Raw genomic sequence first — 14,949 nt, 5'->3', positions numbered from 1 at the left:
GAGGTTTTCGGCCGAATCCTCCGACATCCGCGTGATTCTCCGACATGCGTGCGGGTGTGATGCCCGCATGGGCCCGGGCCGGGGATGGCGCTCGGGCCAGGGGCGGCGCTCGGGTGGATGCCGCTCGCGCGGGTCAGCCGCCGGCGCCGGGGGGCGTCTGGGTCGACCCGCCGAGCTCGTCGACGATCAGGCCGGGCTCGTCGACGGTCCCGTTGCGATAGGCCTGCCGGCCGATGACGTGGGCCGACAGCGGAGACGTGGCCATCTGGATGAGCACGACCGGCAGCAGGAAGGCCACGACGGGCCACGAGCGCAGCGACAGCGCGACGGCGATGCAGATGAGGATGAGGCCCAGCACCTGCGGCTTGGTCGCCGCGTGGAGGCGGGAGGGCACATCCTTCAGCCGCAGCAGGCCGATCGCGGCCGTCAGGCACAGCCCGGCGCCGACGAGGATGAGCACGAGCGCGACGACGTCGATCCAGCCGTCGGCGGGGTAAGCCGATCCCACCGTCTCGGCGGCAACGGCGAAGGGCAGCGACGTCGTCATCGTTCCACGTTGTCCCTTCTCGCGACGAAGCGGGCGACCGAGATCGACCCGAACACCCCGACCGCGGCGATGATGAGCATGACCGGCAGCGAGCGCGTGTGGCCGTTGAGCGCCATCTCGGCGCCGAGCACGCACAGGATCTCGGTGAGCAGCACGTCGGATGCGACGACACGGTCGAGGATCGACGGGCCGACCACGATGCGCCACAGCGCCAGCAGCGCAGCGGCGGTGAAGACGGCGTAGATCGCGAACAGCAGGATGTCGGTCATCGTCCCTCCCGGTTCCGGGCCGGGCGGGCCGCCTCCGCGGCCGTGCGCTCGGCCTCGCGGATCTGCTCGACCTGGGCGCGCGATCCGACGGCGCGGACGATGCGCCGCTCCCACACCAGCACGTGCTCGCGCTGGTGCTCGACGTCGGCGAGGTTGTGCACGCCGAGCACGTGCAGATACATCACGCGTCTGTCGCGGTCGATGTCGATCACGAGCGATCCCGGGATGAGCGAGGCCGTGATCGCGGTGTGCGTCATGATGAGGTCGTCGGCCACGACCGAGGGCACGGCGATGATCGCCGACCGGGGCACCGGCCGAGGCGAGATCACCTGCCACGCCACGGTGAGCGAGCCGCGCACCAGGGCGGCGAGGAACGTGACGATGAAGATCGCGCCGTACCAGAGGTTGACCCGGCCCGACAGCTCGACAGCCGGCAGCCGGAAGACGCGCGTCACCAGCAGTGCCGCGACGAGGCCGGTGAGGAACGCCAGGAGCGTGAACTGCCCCCACAGCAGCATCCAGACTGCGACCAGCCACAGCAGGAACGGCAGCTGACGCCAGGCCCGCGCCAGGGCGCCACGGCGGGCCGTGCGTCGATCCACGGGTGTCGAGGTCATGACTCCGACTCCTGCTCGTCCTGCTCGAGCTGCACGAGCGTCATCGGCTCGAGGAGGGCCGATCCGATCCGCGTGCAGACGTCGTAGATGGGCCCGGCGAACACCGTCAGCGCGACGGTGATGGCCACCATGCCCGTCGTCGAGGCGGTCATGATGCGCGGGATGACGCGTCGCTCGGTCTGCACGGACGCCTCCGGGGCGGCATCCAGGTACGAGATGCGCGCTTCGGTCTCGGCCGAGTCGTCCTCTTCCCGCCAGAACGACAGGTTCCACGCCCGCATGAGGGCGTAGAGGGTGAGCAGGCTGGTGACGATGCCGCCGACCATCATCACCATCATGATCGGGGTCCCCACCTCGGCGGCGGCGTCGAAGAGCGCGAACTTGCCGATGAATCCGGAGAACGGCGGAAGGCCGCCGAGGTTGATGGCCGGGATGAAGTAGAGCGCCGCGATCAGGGGCGCGCCGCGCATGAGGCCCTTCACGCGCAGGATCGAGGTCGACCCCGCCTGCCGCTCGACGAGGCCGACGGCGAGGAACAGCGTGGTCTGCACCACGATGTGGTGGACCATGTAGTAGATCGTCGCGCCGATCGACAGCGGTGTCGCGATCGCGAGTCCGAACACCATGTATCCGATGTGGCTGACGAGCGTGAACGACAGGATGCGCTTCAGCTCGGCCTGGGCGAGGGCGCCGAGGATGCCGACGATCATCGTCGCCAGCGCCGCGATCAGCAGCAGCAGGTTGAGGTCGTTGTCGAGGAACAGCTGCGACTCGGTGCGGATCATCGCGTAGACGCCGACCTTGGTGAGGAGCCCGGCGAACACCGCCGTCACCGGGGCGGGAGCGGTCGGGTACGAGTCGGGGAGCCAGAACGACAGGGGGAAGACAGCGGCCTTGATCGCGAAGGCGAGGAGCAGGAGCAGGTGGAGCACCGTCTGCGTCTCCTGAGGCAGCTCCCCCATCCGCTCGGCGATCTGCACCATGTTCACGGTGCCGAGCGCGCCGTAGATCATCGCGATCGCGGAGAGGAAGAGGATGGAGGACACCAGCGACACGACGATGTAGACGACGCCGGTGCGGATGCGGGATTCCGTGCTGCCCAGCGTGATCAGCACGTACGAGGCCACCAGCAGGATCTCGAAGCTGACGTAGAGGTTGAACAGGTCACCTGCGATGAACGCGTTGAAGATGCCCGCGGCGAGGATCAGGTACGACGGGTGGAAGATCGACACCGGGGTGTCGTCGTCGCCGTCCGCCGCGCCCTGACCGACCGAGAAGAGCAGAACGGCCAGCAGCACGATGCTCGAGACGACGATGAGCAGCGCCGACAGCCGGTCGACGTAGAGCACGATCCCGAAGGGGATGGGCCAGCCGCCCACCGAGACCGCGAGCGGGTTGCCGCCGATGTCGACGACGACCAGCAGCACCGCCGCGATCGCACACACCACCGTGAGCGTGACGACCGAGACCCCCACCTGCACGCGGCGATGCTTTCCCGCGATGAGCGCGATCGCCGCGCCGAGCAGTGGCAGCGTGACCAGGAGCGGAACGAGGGCGATCATGCGCCGTCCTCGCTCTCGGATGCCCGCGAGGGGTCGGCGGGGCCGCGCCGCGGGCGATCGACGGGGGCGTCGTCGCGCACGCCCGGGAAGTCGCGGCTGTGCACGACGCGGATGGGTGAGGTCGCGGTGCCGATGAAGTCGGTCGTGGCGTCGTCGTCTTCGAGCTCGGTCTCGTCGTCCATGACCTCTTCGGCCTCGGCGTCGCGGGCCCGCACGGCGAGGTCGGCCTCGTCGTCCTGCACCGTGTCGGCCTGCCCGAGCTGCCAGGAGCGGTAGATGAGGGCGAGCAGGAAGGCCGAGATCGCGAACGTGATGACGATGGCCGTCAGCGTGAGGGCTTGCGGGAGGGGATCCGACATCTGGTCGGCCTCGCCCGCGCCGTAGAACGGGGCGATCCCGGGCTGGCCGATGACGATCAGCAGCAGGAGATTCGCCGCGTTGCCCAGCAGCAGGAAGCCGATGAGCACACGGGTGAGGCTGCGCTCGAGCATCGCGTAGACGCCACAGGCGAAGAGCACGGCCATGATGACGATGAGGACGAGCGAGACGGTCACCGGACGCTCACCGCCTCGCTGCGCTGGGCGGTGGCCTGCCGGTCGACCTCGGCGCCGAGGCTGCGGAGCACATCGAGCACGAGTCCGACGACGACGAGATAGACCCCCACGTCGAACAGTGTCGACGTGACGAACTCGACGTGACCGAGCAGTTCGGTCTCGGCCTCGATGAACCAGCGGGTGAGCGGCGGCGCGCTGAACACCAGGGGCAGGATGGCGCACCCGACCGCGATGGTCATGCCGATGCCCAGCAGGCGTCCGGCGTCGGTCGGAGCGGCGGCGCCGAGTTCGTACCGTCCTCCCGCGACGTATCGCATGACGAGGGCCATGCCCGCGACGAGCCCGCCGGCGAAGCCGCCGCCGGGCAGGTTGTGCCCCGCGAAGAGCAGGTACAGCGACACGATGATGATCGTGTGGAAGAGGATGCGGACGACGACCTCGAGCATCATCGAGCGGTTCTCCGCCCGCACGCGCGTGCCGCCGAGCAGCCAGGCCAGGCGGCGGCCCTCGGAGCTGTCGGTGCGGGGCTTCACGCCCTCGTCCGTCTCGATGAGGGGCTGACGCCGCGCGTCCAAGCGCGGCAGCGGCTCGGTGAACTCCGACAGCGTGTCGGAGCGGTGGGTGACGAAGACGAGCGAGGCGACACCTGTCGCCGCGAGAACGAGCACCGTGAGTTCGCCCATGGTGTCCCACCCGCGGATATCGACCAGCGCCACGTTGACGACGTTGCGACCGTGCCCGATGTCATAGGCGAGGTCGGGCCACTCGCGCGAGATCGGGTCGGCCACGCGCGACGCTGTCGCGACGATCGCGATCGCGGCCATCGTCACGCCCACCCCGGCGGCGAGCACAGCGCGCGCGATCGGCCGGACCGAGGCGTTGTGCTGCCCCAGACGCGAGGGGATGCGGCGCAGCACGAGCGCGAAGGCGACGAGGGTGACCGTCTCGACGAGGATCTGCGTGAGGGCGAGGTCGGGCGCACCGCTCGAGGCGAACAGGAGCGCCATGCCGAAGCCGGTGACCGATACGAGCGCGACGCCGGTGAAGCGTTTGCGGGCACGGACCGCGATCAGCCCCGCGATGATCATGATGGGCGCGACGAGCAGCTGCACGGGGGTCTGGAACGCGTCGAGCTCCGCCTGCCACTCCGATCCGGCGAACAGCGCCACCGCCTCACCGACCACCAGTACGACGAAGATGGTGCCGACGTAGATCGGGAGCGAGCCCCGCTGCGTGAGGCTCGTGACCTCCACCGAGAGCCGTGCCACGCCGCGGAGCGCGGCGTTGTAGACATCCGGCGCGCTGAACGGCAGCATCCGCGAACCCCAGGGTCGGCGCTTCGTGCTCCAGAACACCGGGGCGCCGAGGGCGAGCGTGCCGAGCGAGAGGAACAGCGCCGGCTCGAGCCCGTGCCACAGTTCGAGATGGTAGGTCTCCTCGGGGGCGGTGAGACCCGGGGCGGCCGCCGGCGCGGTGTCGGCGTAGGGGGCGAGCACGGCGTCGAGGAGGGGGGAGGCGAACCCCGCGACCACGGTGAGCACGGCCAGCACGACCGGCACGGCGACGAAGCCGATCGGCGGGCGGGGCCACTCGACGGGCGTGAGCGCGTCGCCCTCGGCGTCGCGCTTGGTCCAGAACGCTCCCCAGATGAAGCGGATGCCGTAGGCGACCGTGAACACCGAGCCGAGTGTGACGCCGGCCAGCGCGATGATCGCGAAGGGGGCGCCCTGCAGGGCATCGTTCAGCAGCGCAGTCAGCGCGGCCTCCTTGGCGACGAAGCCGAGGGTCGGGATGACGCCGGCCATCGAGGCGATCGTGACGATGCTGACCGTCGCGAGCACGGGCGTCTGACGTCCGAGTCCGCTGATCTCGCGGATGTCGCGGGTGGACAGCTGGTGGTCGATGATGCCGACGACCAGGAACAGCGCCGACTTGAACAGCGCGTGCGCGAGCAGCAGGGCGAGACCGGCGAGGATCGCGTCGCGCGTGCCGTATCCGAGGACGACGGTGAGGAAGCCGAGCTGACTGACGGTTCCGAAGGCGAGGATGCGCTTGAGGTCGGTCTCGCGGAGCGCCTGGAATCCGCCGAGGAGCATCGTGAAGACGCCGAGTCCGATGACGATCGGCTGCCAGACGGGTGAGAACGCGAACACGGGTGCGAAGCGGGCGATGAGATAGATGCCCGCCTTCACCATCGCCGCGGCGTGGAGATACGCGCTGACGGGCGTGGGGGCGGCCATCGCGCCCGGCAGCCAGAAGTGGAAGGGGAAGATCGCGGACTTCGACAGGGCGCCCACGAGGAGCATGACGACCGCGGCGTCGACGATCGGCCCCGTCGGGGCCTCGGAGAGGATGGTCGAGATGCTCGAGGTGCCGGCGTCGACCACGAGCAGCACGACGCCGATCAGCATCACCAGACCGCCCAGCGTGGTCACGAGCAGCGCCTGCAGGGCGGCGCGACGGCTGGACGCGCGCCGGTTGTAGTACCCGATCAGCAGGTACGACAGCACGCTCGTGACCTCCCACAGCATCACGAGCACCACGAGATCGTCCGTGAGGACGAGCCCGTACATCGCCCCGGCGAAGGCGAGGAACACGGCGCTGAACTGCCCGAGCCCGGAACCGCCGTCGGCGAAGTACCACCGGCAGTAGACCAGCACGAGAGCACCGATGCCGGTGACGACGAGGGTCATCAGCCACGACAGCGTGTCCATGCGCATCGACAGGTCGACGCCGAGCGGCGGGATCCACGCGACGGATTCGAACGGGATCTCTCCCGACATGACCGGCACTGTCTGCGCGGCGGCCTGCACGAACGCGGCGGTCGGGAGCAGCGCGGCGATGAGGAACGCGCGCGCCCCGAGGCGGTGTACCAGCCACGGCATCACCAGCGGGACGACGGCGAACGCGGCAAGGAGGACCAGCATGGCGGCCTCCTCGAAAGTCGTCAGCCGGGAACGGTGATCACCGTCGGCTCGGGCGATAGGGGGTCTGTACGTCCACTCTACCGGGAGGGGAGGCGCGCGTGGCCTCGTCGAGCTGCCGACGTCGCGCGCCCGTCGACCAGCTCAATCCCGGAACGCCGCCGGCTCGGCCGTAGTATTCCCGACGCGGAATTCGCACGTGAACGTGATCGTCGGCGGCGATGCGTCCTCGAGCATCGCGGCGACCGCGCGACCGGCGGCACGGCCCTTCTCCAGCGCAGGCTGCACGAGTGTCGTGAGCTCATGGGGTGCGAGACCGTCCACGGCGACGCCGTCGAACCCCGTCACGCTGACGTCGAAGGGCACCCGGAGCCCCAGGTCTTCGGCCGCCCGTACCGCCCCGGCGGCGAGCAGGTCGCTCTGAGCGATGATGGCCGTGGGGCGGCGATCGATGGGTACGTTCAGGATGTCGCGGGCGGCATGGAAGCCCTCGTCCATCGAGCTGGCCCCCGCGGCGTACACCGACGCGTCGGGGAACACATCCCGCGCGCCGGCGAGGCGGTCGCGCGTGACGTCGACCTCGACCGGCTCGTCGGCGGCCACCCATCCGCGCGGACGCTGAGACCGCGTGGGAAGCGAGAGCACCACGACGCGGCGGTGACCGAGCGAGCGCAGGTGACTGGCGGCCTGGCGCTGCGCGTCGCGGTTGTCGAGCATGATGCGCGGCACGCTCTCGCCCGCGTCGCCCTCGATCACGACCACGGGGAGGCCGCGGGCGGTCACGGTCGCAAGCGATTCGCGCAGCATCCCGCTGCAGCCGATCAGCACGGCGGCATCGATCGGCGCCGTCGTCAGCGACGGGCCGGCGCCGGAGGGATCGTGGTCGCGGAGCAGCAGCAGGCCCGCGCCGAGGGGCGCGACCTCGTCGGTGAGCCCATCCATCATGAGGGTCTTCACCGGGTCGAGGAAGGCAGTGCCGAGGTGCTCCTCGAACACCACCGCGACGATGCCGCTGCGCCCGCGCCGCAGGGAGGCCGCGCGGGGGTCGGGTCCGGCGTAGCCGAGGCGGGCTGCGGCGGAGCGCACCTTCGCCCGCGTCGCCTCGGTGACCGGGGTCTTGCCACTGAAGACGACGGAAGCGGTCGACGGCGAGACGCCCGCCTCGCGGGCGACGTCGGCGATCGTGGCTCTGCGCGCGCTCATCCTGCGTCGATCGTAGCGCTCGGCCTCTCCCGTCTCGAATCGTTTCGATGCGAATCGTTTCACCGGTACCATGAACGTCATGGATCTGCCCCTGACCCGCGCGCAGTACGTGCGCTGGCGCACCGCCGTCTTCGCGATCTTCCTCGCGAGCGGACTGAGCATCGCGACGTGGGCGTCGCGCGTCCCGGACATCAAGATCGCGCTCGGGATCGAGAACAGCCAGATCGGTCTGCTGCTGCTCGGAATGGGCGTCGCATCGATCGTCGGGCTGTCCCTGGCATCCGTGATCATCGCCCGCTTCGGCACCCGTCGCGGCATGTTCGGCGCGATGCTCGTCTTCGCCGCCGGCGTCGTCTTCATCGGCCTCGGCACCGACGTCTGGGGATCCTTCCCCGTGGTCATCATCGGGCTCGCACTCTTCGGCTTCGGCAACGGCGCCGTCGACGTCATGATGAACGTCGAGGGAGCCGCGATCGAGACCCAGTCCGGCAAGACGATCCTGCCGCTGTTCCACGCGTTCTTCTCCTTCGGCACCGTGATCGGCGCGGGACTCGGGGCGCTGGCCGCGGGCCTCGACGTGACCGTCGCCGTGCATGCCGCCGTGATCGCGGCGATCGTGGTCGTCATCGCTGCAGCATCGTTCGCCAACGTGCCGCGGCGCGAGGTCGCGGGCGATCCCGCCGTCGACGACCGGCCCGGCTGGCGGGCGCGGCTCGCCCTGTCCCTGTCGGCGTGGCGCGAGCCGCGCACCTACGCACTGGGCGTGATCATGCTCGGGATGTCGTTCGCCGAGGGCGGCGCGAACGACTGGCTGGCCCTCGGCGTCAGCGAGGAGCACGGCGGCGGCGCCACGCTCGGGGCCGCCGCGCTGGCGGTCTTCTCCGTCTCCATGACCGTCGTGCGCGTGTTTGGCGGCCCGCTTGTGGATCGCTTCGGCCGGGTGGCGACCCTGCGCGTGCTCTCGGCGACGGCCGCCGTCGGCATTCTGCTGTTCATCCTCGCCCCGAGCCTGCCCCTCGTCTTCGTCGGCGCGGCGCTGTGGGGTCTGGGCGCCTCGCTCGGGTTCCCGCTCGGGATGTCCGCCGCCGCCGACGACCCCGCCAAGGCCGCGGCCCGCGTGAGTGCGGCGGCGACGATCGGCTACGTGGCGTTCCTCGCCGGTCCGCCGGCGCTCGGATTCATCAGCGACCACATCGGACTGCTGAACACGCTGTTCATCCTGGTCGCGCTCGTGGTCGCCTCGGGTCTCGCGTCCGGTGCCGCCCGTCCCATCGCCGGCGCCACCGTCGGAGCAGGCCACCCGCATGAGGGTGCGGGTCGGGTTTAGGCTCGTCGGGTGCGTCTTGTCATCGCCCGCTGCTCGGTCGACTACACCGGGCGCCTCACCGCCCACCTGCCCCTCGCGACGCGCCTGCTCGTCCACAAGGGCGACGGCAGCCTCCTGGTGCACTCCGACGGCGGCTCGTACAAGCCGCTCAACTGGATGAGCCCCCCGTGCCGTCTCGAGGTCGAGGAGCCCGACGAGGAGTCCGCGCGCGCCGGCGTTCTCGAGCACTGGCGGGTCACGCACGCCAAGAGCGGTGACGCCCTGCTCGTGCGGATCTACGAGGTGCTGCACGACACCTCGCACGAGCTCGGTCTCGACCCGGGCCTGCAGAAGGACGGCGTCGAGGCGGATCTGCAGCGCCTCCTCGCCGAGCAGGTCGACGTGATCGGTGACGACCTGACGCTCGTGCGCCGCGAATTCCCTACCGCGATCGGCCCCGTCGACCTGCTGCTGCGCGACCCCGCAGGCGGCACGATCGCTGTCGAGGTGAAGCGGCGCGGCGACATCGACGGCGTCGAGCAGCTCACGCGATACCTCGAGCTCCTCGGACGCGATCCGCACCTCGCCCCCGTCACCGGCGTGTTCGCCGCGCAGGAGATCAAGCCGCAGGCGAAGGTGCTCGCGACCGACCGCGGCATCCGCTGCGTCACCCTCGACTACGAGGGCATGAAGGGCATCGAGTCGGGCGCACCGCGGCTGTTCTGAGCGGTCCCGCGCGCCGGCTGCCGACGCGAGGCCGCTTCCCGGCCCCGTAGTCTGGGAGCATGGCGACACGCTCCCCCTGGACCTGCATCCTCTGGGATGTCGACGGCACCATCGTGGATGCGTCCGACGGCATCCTGCGTCGCCTCACCGTGGCCCTCGAGCACTTCGGCAAGCCCAAGCCGACCCGCGCCGAGCTGGTGCACTGGATCGGCCCTCCCATGTACGAGTCGTTCCAGACGAACGTCGGCATGAGCCCCGAGCAGGCCACCGAGGCCGTCGCGTTCTACCGCACGCTCGGCAAGGCCGACGGATACACGACCGGCGCGAAGCTCTTCCCGGGGGTCGGTGAGCTGATCCAGGAGGCGCACGCGTGCGGCATCCCGCAGGCGACCGCCAGCTCCAAGCCCGAGAACCAGGTCGCGGCACTCATGGACCACTTCGATCTGGCCCCGTGCTTCACCGCCACGGTCGGGTCCACCCCCGACGAGAAGACGCTCGCCACGAAGGCCGACATCGTCGCCGAGGCGCTGCGGCGGCTCGCGGCGGCCGGTGTCGACACGTCGCGACCGGTGCTCGTCGGCGACCGGCACCACGACGTCGAGGGCGGGGCGGCGCACGACGTGCCCGTGATCTTCGTCGGCTGGGGCTTCAGCTGGCCGCACGAGGCTGAGGGTGCCCAGGCCGCCGTCGACGACGTGGCTCAGCTGCGCGACCTGCTGCTCCTCACCGACGCCGATGGATGACGTCGCAGGCACGGTGATCGGCTGGGTCATCCCGGCTGTTGTGGTCTTCGGCGTCGCGGCGCTGGCGGTCGCCGTGCTGGTGTGGGGAGTGCGCCGCGCACGCCGCTCGCCCGCCGCGCGGAAGCGCGCGGAGGCGGAGCGCCTCGAAGCGGGCGCGGTTCTGGTGCGCCTGGACGACGCGATCGCCGAGCTCGAGCTCGAGGTGGGACTGTCGGGCGCGCTCTACGGCGGTGACGCCCCGGCCTCGCTGCGACGCGCGCGCCTGACGGCGCAGCACACCCGCGACGCGGGTTTCGACCTGTACCGCACGATCTCCCTGCCGGCCGCGACGCCGGTTGAGGTGCGCCGTGGCGCCGCGCGCATCCGCGAGCAGGCCGACAAGGCCGCCACGGCCATCCGCCACGCCCGTTCCGACCACGTCGAGTGGATGGGTCGCCACGTCACCGCGGGCTCTCAGCTGGCCGCCACGCGGCGACGCCTCGACGATCTGCGCGCCTCGATGGGCGACCCCGCCCCGCTCCTGGATCAGCTCGCGGCGAGCTTCGCCGAGGATGAATGGCGCACCGCGTCGGATGCCGCGACCAACGCCGTCACCGAAGCCGCCGAAGCGCAGGTGCGACTCGATGCGGCGGCCGCGGCCGCCGAGGACCCGTCGCGCAACGCCCTGGCCGACATCGCAGCGGCGGAACGCGCGTTGCGCCAGGCCGAGGCCGACGCCCGCGCCTTCGAAGAGTCGTATCGCCTCATCTCGCAGGCCTCGCAGGCCCTCTCGGGCGAGTTCGAGGCCACGCGCACGGCGATGCGGCAGGCGGTGCTGTCGCGAGGATCGCTGCCCCCCGACGACGCCGATCGCCTGGCCGATGAGGTGAGGGCGATCGAGGCGGACCTGAACGCCCTCGAACGGGATGCCGCCCGTCGCCCGACGTGGACGATCGACCGTATCGCCCGGCTGCGCGATCGACTCGACCTCGCGCTGGGCGATGCCCGCACGGCGCAGCAGCGACTCCGTGGCGCGCGCACGGCCCTGCCCGGAACCCTCGCGGCCGCCCGCAACGCGGTGGCGATGGCCGAGGCGGTCGCCACGCACACCCACGGCAGCGCGGACGCGCGATCGCGGCTCCGCTCCGCGCAGCGCGAGCTCGCCAACGCCCGCGCATCCGCCGACCCGGTCGCCGCGCTCGACGCCGCGCGCCGCGCCATGCGCGAGGCCGAGGACGCGAAGGCCCTCGCCGACTACGACCGCCTGCACGGCCACTGATCCGAAGGCCTGATCCGCAGCCACGCGCGCCGCATCCCGCTCGATAGGGTGAGGGCCATGAGTGAGGCCTCGACGAAAACGTCCCGCCCCGTCTTCGCCGTCATCCGGCGCATGCCCGCCACTCTCACCTTCATCGGCGTGATCCTCATCGTCGGCGTGGTGTGGGGCGGACTGTGGTCTCCGTTCGAAGAGAACGACCTGTTCGATGCGGTCGCCTACGGCCTGCCGGCGTTCGCCGAGGGACGATGGTGGACGGTCGTGACGGGCACGTTCTTCGTCAACCAGCCGTGGGTCTACATCTTCACGATCTCGAGCTTCGCCGGCATGGCCTACCTGGAGTACCGCCGCGGATCACGCGTCGCACTCCTCTACTACGCCATCGGGCAGGCCTTCGCGGTGCTCGCGACCGCGCTCGTGCTGTGGCTGGCCGCGATGGCTCCGTGGGAATGGGCGCAGACGCAGGCCGCCGCGCTCGATGTCGGCGCCTCGGGCGGCACGATGGCCTGCATCGCCGCGGCCGTCGGTCTCTTCGTCTCTCCCTGGCGAGTGCGCGCGTGGCTGCTGCTGATCGCGCTGTCCTTCCTCGCGCTGCTCTTCTGGGGCCAGATCGCCGATGTCGAGCATCTGCTCGCCGTGCTGCTCGTGCTGTTCGTCGATCGGTCCCTCACCGTCCAGCGCTCCAGCGTGCGGGAGCAGCGGTTCCTGGCGTTCTTCGGCATGGTCGTCATCGGCGCCGTGCAGGTGGTCGTGCTCCTCGTTCCGACCGACGGGATGTTCGGTCCCACCGAGCCGGCATCCGGCGGCTACCTCGATGCGGCGATCGACGTCGTGATCATCCTCCTGGTCGCCAACGGCATGCGCCGCGGCCGGCGATGGGCGTGGGTGGTGAGCATCGTGCTGGCGTCGCTGAACGTGCTCACCGGCGCCCTGGTCCTCGCCGTCATCATCGTCGCCAGCGAAGCGCAGCTCGAGGCCGTCATCGACGCCGAGACCGAACTCGCGATGACGAGCGCCGTCATGTGGCTGCTGATGCTCGTCTACATCCTGTGGGTGCGTCGCGCGTTCGCGGTTCGCCGGCGCACCGGCCTCGGCACGGCGACCCCACCCACCGTGGCCGAGGTGAAGGACGTGATCCGCACCGACGGCGGCGGCACACTGTCGTGGATGACGACGTGGTCCGACATGTCGTACGCGACGATCGCCGGCGGTGTCGTCGGATTCCAGAACCGCCGCGGTGTCGCCATTGCGCTCGGCGATCCCCTCGGTCCGGAAGCCGGTCGCCCCGATGTGGTGCGGGGCTTCATCGACGCGGCCGAACGCGCGGCGCTCACACCGTGCTTCTTCAGCGCGGGAGAGGCGACGCGCGCCGCGATCCCCGCCGGGTGGCGCTCCCTCGTTGTCGCCGACGACACGATCGTCGATCTTCCTGGTCTGGAGTTCAAGGGCAAGGCGTGGAACTCGGTGCGGTCCTCCCTGAACCGCGCGGGTCGCGAGGAGATGACCTTTCGGATGTCGCGGTACGGCGACGAGGCGTGGGGGGTGCAGCAGCAGATCCGCGCGATCTCGGAGATGTGGGTGGGCGACAAGGGCCTTCCCGAGATGGGCTTCACGCTCGGAACCCTCACCGAGGCCCGGGATCCCGAGGTGCGGCTGGCGCTCGCGCTGTCGCCGAAGGGAGATGTCGACGGGTTCCTGTCCTGGTTGCCGGTGTACGGCCCGGACGGTGTGGTGCGCGGGTGGACCCTCGATCTCATGCGCCGCCGCGAGGGCGGCTTCGGGCCGGTGATGGAGTTCCTGATCGGCTCGTCCGCCAAGCACTTCGCTGAGGAGGGGGCGCAGATCCTGTCGCTGTCGGGAGCACCGCTCGCGCACGAGAATCCCGCCGACGCGGGCCTCATCGCCGACCTCACCGACCGGCTCGCCGAGACGCTGGAGCCGGTCTACGGCTTCCGGTCACTGCACCGCTTCAAGCAGAAGTTCAATCCGCGGTACGAGACCATGTATCTGCTTTACCGCGACGAAGGGGATCTGCCGGCCATCGCCGCCGGGCTCACGAAGGCCTTCCTGCCCGACGCGACGCTGCGTCAGTTCGCCGGCGCGGGCCTGGAGCTCGTGCGCGGCGAGCGCGACTGAAGCCCGGTCCGAGGATACGGACCGGGCTCCGCCGCGAATCCGCGGACGGGCCGCGGATTCAGGTTCAGAGGGGTCGGATGGCCTCAGCCTGGAGACCCTTGGGCCCCTGGGCGATCTCGAACTCGACCCGCTGGTTCTCTTCGAGGGAGCGGTATCCCTTGGACTCGATCGCGGTGTAGTGGGCGAAGACGTCTGCGCCGCCTTCATCGGGAGCGATGAAGCCGAAGCCCTTCTCCGCGTTGAACCACTTGACCGTACCCTGCGTGCTCATGACGTGCCGTTCTTACTGGGTGTCCGCGCACGTTCGGCGCGAATCACGGTACACGCTACTGAACGTGGCCCTCCGGCACACCCCCCGTTTGAGACAGTGACCCAAACGTTGCGAAGGCAGGGTCGCTCTCAGACCCGCGGCCTACACTGGCCGACGACATGTCCGAGTCGCTCCGGCCCTTCGATCCTCGCGGCACCGTCCTCGGTGACGAGGTGTACGCGCGCGTCGGCGAGGCCATCATCGACGGCACCCTCGCACCGGGCGAGCGCCTGCGAGATCACGAACTCGCCCGACGCCTCGGGGTCTCGCGCACCCCCGTGCGCGAGGCGCTTCAGCGCCTGGAGCGCGTGGGCCTGGTCGAGGTCGCGCCGAACCGCTACACCCGCGTGTCGATCCCCTCGCAGAAGAGCCGCGAAGACGTCCGGGAGTTCCTGGTGCTCTCGGCCGCGAACGCCGCGCGATTCGCGATGAAGCGCGGGAGCGACGAGGACATCGCCACCTCCGTCGATCTCGCCGACGTCGTCGTCGAAGCCTCCGCCTCCGACGACTACCCGGCCATCGTGCAGGCGTCGTGGCGCCTGTTCTCACACCTGATGTTCACGGCCGGCAACGTCATGCGATTGAAGGTGATGAAGGAAGCGCAGCTGGCGATTCGCCGATACACCAGCCAATGGCAGCCGTACTTCACCGATGTCGAGGAGCGCACCGCGAAGTACCGCGAGCTGCGCGACGCCCTTCTGGCTCGCGACGGCATCCGCGCCGAGCGCGCGGTTCGCGCCGTCTACGGACTGGACTGACGCGCGACCGCGTGGTCGATGCGGTCGGGGACTAAATTG

At 70.4% G+C, this 14,949-nt stretch carries 14 protein-coding genes; 6 read left to right on the top strand and 8 right to left on the bottom strand.

Annotated features, from left to right (window positions below; genetic code table 11):
- Positions 1–133: 133 nt before the first annotated feature.
- From mnhG to ACGG9C_RS13375, 7 genes are all read right to left on the bottom strand, one after another.
- Positions 134–547, bottom strand: coding sequence for a monovalent cation/H(+) antiporter subunit G (gene mnhG / locus ACGG9C_RS13405; protein ID WP_083336458.1), 414 nt, complete (start codon positions 545–547; stop codon positions 134–136).
- Entirely contained in the window at positions 544–816 is a 273-nt protein-coding gene (locus tag ACGG9C_RS13400) for a monovalent cation/H+ antiporter complex subunit F (protein WP_071044245.1), read from the bottom strand. The genes mnhG and ACGG9C_RS13400 overlap by 4 nt, the downstream gene beginning before the upstream one ends.
- Positions 813–1,433 (bottom strand): Na+/H+ antiporter subunit E, encoded by a 621-nt coding sequence (locus tag ACGG9C_RS13395; protein ID WP_194384149.1) that lies wholly within the window; start codon positions 1,431–1,433, stop codon positions 813–815. The genes ACGG9C_RS13400 and ACGG9C_RS13395 overlap by 4 nt, the downstream gene beginning before the upstream one ends.
- Positions 1,430–2,995, bottom strand: a complete 1,566-nt coding sequence (locus ACGG9C_RS13390) for a Na+/H+ antiporter subunit D (protein WP_071044243.1) — start codon at positions 2,993–2,995, stop codon at positions 1,430–1,432. Before ACGG9C_RS13390 ends, ACGG9C_RS13395 begins: the two co-directional genes overlap by 4 nt.
- Complete coding sequence (locus ACGG9C_RS13385) at positions 2,992–3,549, bottom strand: Na(+)/H(+) antiporter subunit C (protein ID WP_194384148.1); 558 nt, start codon at positions 3,547–3,549, stop codon at positions 2,992–2,994. Before ACGG9C_RS13385 ends, ACGG9C_RS13390 begins: the two co-directional genes overlap by 4 nt.
- Positions 3,546–6,476, bottom strand: a complete 2,931-nt coding sequence (locus ACGG9C_RS13380; RefSeq protein WP_194384147.1) for a Na+/H+ antiporter subunit A — start codon at positions 6,474–6,476, stop codon at positions 3,546–3,548. The genes ACGG9C_RS13385 and ACGG9C_RS13380 overlap by 4 nt, the downstream gene beginning before the upstream one ends.
- A gap of 141 nt (positions 6,477–6,617) precedes the next feature.
- Positions 6,618–7,676, bottom strand: a complete 1,059-nt coding sequence (locus ACGG9C_RS13375) for a substrate-binding domain-containing protein (protein WP_194384146.1) — start codon at positions 7,674–7,676, stop codon at positions 6,618–6,620.
- Positions 7,677–7,755: 79 nt separating this feature from the next.
- On the opposite strand from ACGG9C_RS13375, the gene ACGG9C_RS13370 reads away from it, so the two are divergent.
- The 5 genes from ACGG9C_RS13370 to ACGG9C_RS13350 are packed head-to-tail and all read left to right on the top strand — an operon-like array spanning position 7,756 to position 13,842.
- Positions 7,756–9,003: an MFS transporter gene (locus ACGG9C_RS13370; RefSeq protein ID WP_194384145.1), complete on the top strand. Its 1,248-nt coding sequence runs from the start codon at positions 7,756–7,758 to the stop codon at positions 9,001–9,003.
- 9 nt (positions 9,004–9,012) lie between these two features.
- Complete coding sequence (nucS, locus tag ACGG9C_RS13365; RefSeq protein WP_071044240.1) at positions 9,013–9,708, top strand: endonuclease NucS; 696 nt, start codon at positions 9,013–9,015, stop codon at positions 9,706–9,708.
- A gap of 59 nt (positions 9,709–9,767) precedes the next feature.
- Positions 9,768–10,451: an HAD hydrolase-like protein gene (locus ACGG9C_RS13360; RefSeq protein WP_071044239.1), complete on the top strand. Its 684-nt coding sequence runs from the start codon at positions 9,768–9,770 to the stop codon at positions 10,449–10,451.
- On the top strand, positions 10,444–11,709 hold the full coding sequence (locus ACGG9C_RS13355; protein WP_390178729.1) for a hypothetical protein: 1,266 nt from the start codon (positions 10,444–10,446) through the stop codon (positions 11,707–11,709). Before ACGG9C_RS13360 ends, ACGG9C_RS13355 begins: the two co-directional genes overlap by 8 nt.
- Positions 11,710–11,766: 57 nt before the next feature.
- Positions 11,767–13,842, top strand: a complete 2,076-nt coding sequence (locus tag ACGG9C_RS13350; protein WP_071044237.1) for a bifunctional lysylphosphatidylglycerol flippase/synthetase MprF — start codon at positions 11,767–11,769, stop codon at positions 13,840–13,842.
- A 64-nt stretch (positions 13,843–13,906) separates the two neighbouring features.
- Here the strand turns inward: ACGG9C_RS13350 and ACGG9C_RS13345 are convergent, their stop codons facing one another.
- A complete protein-coding gene (locus tag ACGG9C_RS13345; protein WP_071044236.1) occupies positions 13,907–14,113 on the bottom strand; it encodes a cold-shock protein in 207 nt (68 codons plus the stop codon).
- 158 nt (positions 14,114–14,271) lie between these two features.
- Here ACGG9C_RS13345 and ACGG9C_RS13340 point away from each other — a divergent pair, with 158 nt between their 5' ends.
- On the top strand, positions 14,272–14,910 hold the full coding sequence (locus tag ACGG9C_RS13340; protein ID WP_071044235.1) for a GntR family transcriptional regulator: 639 nt from the start codon (positions 14,272–14,274) through the stop codon (positions 14,908–14,910).
- The last annotated feature ends 39 nt before the right edge of the window (positions 14,911–14,949 follow it).

The organism is Microbacterium sp. MTN4-26, assembly GCF_042846595.1.
GTDB lineage: Bacteria > Actinomycetota > Actinomycetes > Actinomycetales > Microbacteriaceae > Microbacterium > Microbacterium luteum.
The sequence above is the reverse complement of the archived record's forward strand: the minus strand, read 5'-3'. Positions and strand labels throughout refer to the sequence as shown.